Source organism: Polynucleobacter sp. 39-46-10 (assembly GCF_002282275.1).
Genome location: NZ_NCJB01000214.1, coordinates 1 through 4115, shown reverse-complemented (window position 1 = coordinate 4115; position 4115 = coordinate 1). Strand labels below are relative to the sequence as shown.

Annotated in this window: 5 protein-coding genes; 2 read left to right on the top strand and 3 right to left on the bottom strand. The window is 46.2% G+C overall.

The window, feature by feature from the left end; all coding sequences use genetic code 11:
- Nucleotides 1–834 (bottom strand): DEAD/DEAH box helicase (locus B7X71_RS12890; RefSeq protein ID WP_293600945.1); only part of this gene is annotated, 834 nt, incomplete at its 3' end.
- A 251-nt stretch (nucleotides 835–1085) separates the two neighbouring features.
- Between B7X71_RS12890 and leuE the strand changes: the two genes are divergently transcribed.
- Complete coding sequence (leuE, locus tag B7X71_RS12885) at nucleotides 1086–1751, top strand: leucine efflux protein LeuE (protein ID WP_293599110.1); 666 nt, start codon at nucleotides 1086–1088, stop codon at nucleotides 1749–1751.
- A 21-nt stretch (nucleotides 1752–1772) separates the two neighbouring features.
- Here leuE and B7X71_RS12880 read toward each other — a convergent pair whose 3' ends face one another.
- The gene (locus B7X71_RS12880; protein WP_293600944.1) at nucleotides 1773–3176 is read right to left on the bottom strand and encodes an aldehyde dehydrogenase family protein; all 1404 of its coding nucleotides are present in this window, start codon (nucleotides 3174–3176) and stop codon (nucleotides 1773–1775) included.
- Between the two features lie 52 nt (nucleotides 3177–3228).
- On the opposite strand from B7X71_RS12880, the gene msrA reads away from it, so the two are divergent.
- Nucleotides 3229–3801, top strand: coding sequence for a peptide-methionine (S)-S-oxide reductase MsrA (gene msrA, locus B7X71_RS12875; protein WP_293600943.1), 573 nt, complete (start codon nucleotides 3229–3231; stop codon nucleotides 3799–3801).
- Nucleotides 3802–3830: 29 nt separating this feature from the next.
- On the opposite strand, the gene B7X71_RS12870 is transcribed toward msrA, so the two are convergent.
- Nucleotides 3831–4115, bottom strand: a 285-nt coding sequence (locus tag B7X71_RS12870; protein ID WP_293600942.1) for a pyridoxal 5'-phosphate synthase, incomplete at its 5' end; no start/stop codon positions are given.

The following is a 4115-nucleotide window of genomic DNA, read 5'->3' as shown; positions in this document are numbered from 1 at the left end:
GTCAGCAATTTTTTCACTTTCAACTTGAGTGCTTGCAAACACAACTGCTTGATCCAAAGAGGCATCAGCCAAAATGTGCTCAAGCAATTTATGCTTGTGTGACATGCTGTCAGCCCAGTGCAGCTTCTGTTCAATGTTCGCGTGCTTTTCACCAGCATGTGCAAGCTCAATACGCTTAGCGTTAGTGGTTAACTCATTAGCCAAAGACATAATCTTTGGTGCAAAAGTTGCAGAGAACATCAAAGTTTGGGTGCGACCAGCGCAACGCTTATCAATAGCTTCGAGATCATCAGCAAATCCCATGTCGAGCATGCGATCGGCTTCATCGATAACGAGTTGCTTAACGTCATCTAAGCGAATTGCTTTGCTGTCAGTCAGGTCGAGCAAGCGACCAGGGGTTGCGACAACTAACAATGCGCCTTTCAGGGCTTGGATTTGCTTGCCATAAGGCATGCCGCCCATGACGGTTGCAATACGGATACCTTTCATGCCGCGAACTAAGTTCACTGCATCTGCGGCAACCTGTTGAGCTAATTCACGAGTAGGGCAGAGCACCAACACTTTAGGTTGTGCGCGACCTGGTACAGGTGAGCCGTTTGGGTTGTCTTCGATCAGTTGATTAATCAAGGGTAATAAAAAGGCTGCGGTTTTACCGCTACCAGTTTGGCTGCTGACTAATAAGTCACCGCCAGCGAGAGCCGCAGGGATAACCTGAGCTTGCACTTCAGTGGCTTGGGTATAACCCAGTTCAGCAACGTTTTTAAGGAGTGGCGCCGCGAGGGCGAAATTCTGGAAATCATTTCCAGATGGATTGGTTTCTTTAGAAAAAGTCATGCTATTACACATCCCTTTCAAGGGATGTCTCCGTGTATACACTCTCTGTTTTTTATTGAGTGTGATGGTCAAAGGCATCGACCATCAGACAGGCGGCAGCGCGATTTTTAACTTCGGTGTTTATGACTTCTAAACGATGCGCTGAAATATAGCTGGGGGGCGATGAATCAAATTGCTTTAAAAAGCTCCCCATTATGGCATTTTGAGGAGCCAATTACAAGGGTTTTCCCGAATTTAATTATGATGGGCTGATGAATTGGTTTATTTCTCCTTCAAGTGTTGGCATCGTCGACTTCCCCACCTATTTGCTGGGCGTGATTTTTACCATCTTATTTCCCGGCCCAAATTCTCTGTATGTATTAACGATTGCTTCACTTAAAGGTTGGCGTGCGGGAGCGTGGGCATCGCTCGGGATTTTTATTGGTGATGCCATTCTGATGATGGGTGTTGCTCTAGGAGCCGCTACCTTACTCAACTCATCGCCATCCACATTTAACTTCATACGTTTGCTAGGTGCCGCTTATTTGGCATGGATGGGTTATGGGTTCATACGAGATGGAATGCGGCGTTGGCGTGGAGATCAATCCGTTGTTACTAAAGATGTCGGAGCGCATTATTTAAGCTCAGTGCACCCCTTGGTTGCTTCGTTGACATTGTCCTTAACTAATCCCAAGGCGATCTTTTTCTTTGTTTCATTTTTTGCGCAGTTCATTCAACCGGGCTACGCGCATCCTGCTCACACCTTTTTGTATCTTGCTGTTGTGCTACAGCTGGTCAGCATGACTTACTTGACTGGTTTGATATTTTTAGGACAATATTTTTTGGGCTTCTTTAAAAAGCACTCTCGCTATGCTGCGATTCTTTGGATTGTCGTTGGGATACTTTTAGTCGGATTTGCTACAAAGCTATTGCTCTAGCCCTGAACCCAGCGATAGTATTTATTTGAGCCAGCGTAATAAGCGCTCAACACCCTTGCGATAAGGTGGCCTTGCCAATTTGGTTCCACCTAAGAACTTGAGACCCAAGAAGCCGCGAACCTCTAAGACGGATTTGCGATGACTGAATGCATCAAAACCTGCTCTGCCATGATAGGCACCCATACCACTTCCGCCGATGCCACCAAAAGGTAAATCCTCTATTGCCGCATGCAAAAGGGTGTCATTGATTGTTACACCACCAGAACGAGTTTCATTGAGAATTCGCTGCATTACCTTTTTCTCTTTACCAAACCAGTACAGGGCTAATGGCTTAGGCCCTTCATTGATATAGCGAATGATGGAATCAAGATCATTAATGGTTACGATTGGCAGAATTGGCCCAAACACCTCTTCTTTCATTACGAGCGCATCTTCAGAAACATTCAGGAGTGCCACAGGCATGAATGCCAGCCCAAGATTGCCAGAAGGAGAGAGCAAAGGAATCGCTTTTGCTCCGCGATTCACTGCATCTTTAGCCAGTTGATGCCAACGTGCTAACTGATTTTCATCAATTGCACCTGTGAATTCTTCCGGATTGGCAAATTGTTCTTGAGCGGCATTTTGCAATTCTTGAATAAAGGTTTCGCTAACACTTGAGTGAACTATGGCGTAATCCGGAGCAATACAGGTTTGACCACCGTTCACTAATTTGCCGTAAATAATACTTGCGGCTGCATCATTCATTTTGGCAGATGGGTCAACAATCGCTGGCGATTTGCCGCCTAGCTCAAGAGTGATTGGCGTTAGATGGTCTGCAGCAGCACGCATCACTCTCTTGCCAATGTTGCTGGAGCCAGTAAAGAAGAGATGATCGAATGGAAGTGCTGCAAAAGATTCTGCAACTTCAGTGCCGCCAACGGTGACACAAAATTCGATCGGGTGAAAATACTCTTGAATTAATGTTGCCAAGAATCCAGAAGTGCGTGAACTTCTTTCTGAAGGTTTGAGCCAAACTCGATTACCCGCCGCAAAAGCCGCAATAGCAGGAACTAATGCTAGTTGGACCGGGTAATTCCAGGGGCTCATGATGCCCACCACACCCATGGACTGCATTTGTGTCCATGCATGAGAGGAGCCCAAGAATGCTGGTGTTGAGACTAGTTGCGGTTTCATCCACTCTTTAAGATGCTTACGGACATGTTTACATGCCTGATAGACCATCTGAAATTCTAGGAGTCGACTCTCAATCGAATGACGAGTACCAAAATCTGCTGCTAAGACTTTGCAGATCTTTTCTTCATTAGCGGCGAGCATTTTTTCAATTCGACCAATTCGTTCAAGGCGAACCGCTACTGTGGGGTTTGGTTCTGCGGCGTAGGCTGCCTTGATTTCGTCTAATTGGAGTGTGAAACGATTTATCGACATGGGGTTTTATGTGAAGCAAGCAAATGATTGAATAAGGTATTAGGATAAAGGTATGAACAACACTATCCTTAAAAATGACCTCATTCTTGAGCGCGCCACCTTAGGTGGTGGCTGTTTCTGGTGCCTGGAAGCGGTTTACCAGCAAATCATAGGTGTCAGCGCTGTAGTTTCGGGGTACGCGGGAGGGGCGTTAGCTAATCCCGATTATGAATCCGTTTGCTCAGGTCAAACCGGCCATGCTGAAATCGTTGATGTCTATTTCGATCCGACGATAGTGTCTCATCGTGATTTATTGGAAATCTTTTTTGTTATTCATGATCCCACTACCTTGAACTATCAGGGTAATGATCATGGTACTCAATACCGATCAGTGATTTTTACTCACAGTGAAAGTCAAAATGTCACTGCCCATGAGGTGGTCAAAGAGTTGGAGGATGCGAGGATCTACTCCAATCCAGTAGTGACTCAAATTGATGTTGCGCCCGTTATTTATCCAGCCGAGGATTATCACCAAGATTATTTCCGCCAGCATCCTGGTCAGGGTTACTGCAGGGCAGTTGTTGCTCCTAAGTTAGCTAAATTTAGAGCCAAGTTTCAATCTCTGATTGCGCCGAAGTTTCGCTAGAGCAATCAGGTCAAGTGTGGTCGAATCATTTAGGGTGCTAGGCGAGTAATACGCCATTGAGTCCCATCGAGTTGATAGTGAATGCGGTCATGCAAGCGCGATGGTCGTCCTTGCCAGAATTCAATTTCAGTAGGGCGTAAGCGATAGCCTCCCCAATGATCGGGTCTGGGAGGCTTATCTCCAAAGTCGGCCGCGAAGCGCTTTTCAGCTTCTTCAAGAAATTCTCGATTCGGAATTTCAGCGCTTTGAGGTGATGCCCAAGCACCAATTCTGGAGGCTGCTGGGCGAGACTGGAAATATTCATCACTCTCGGC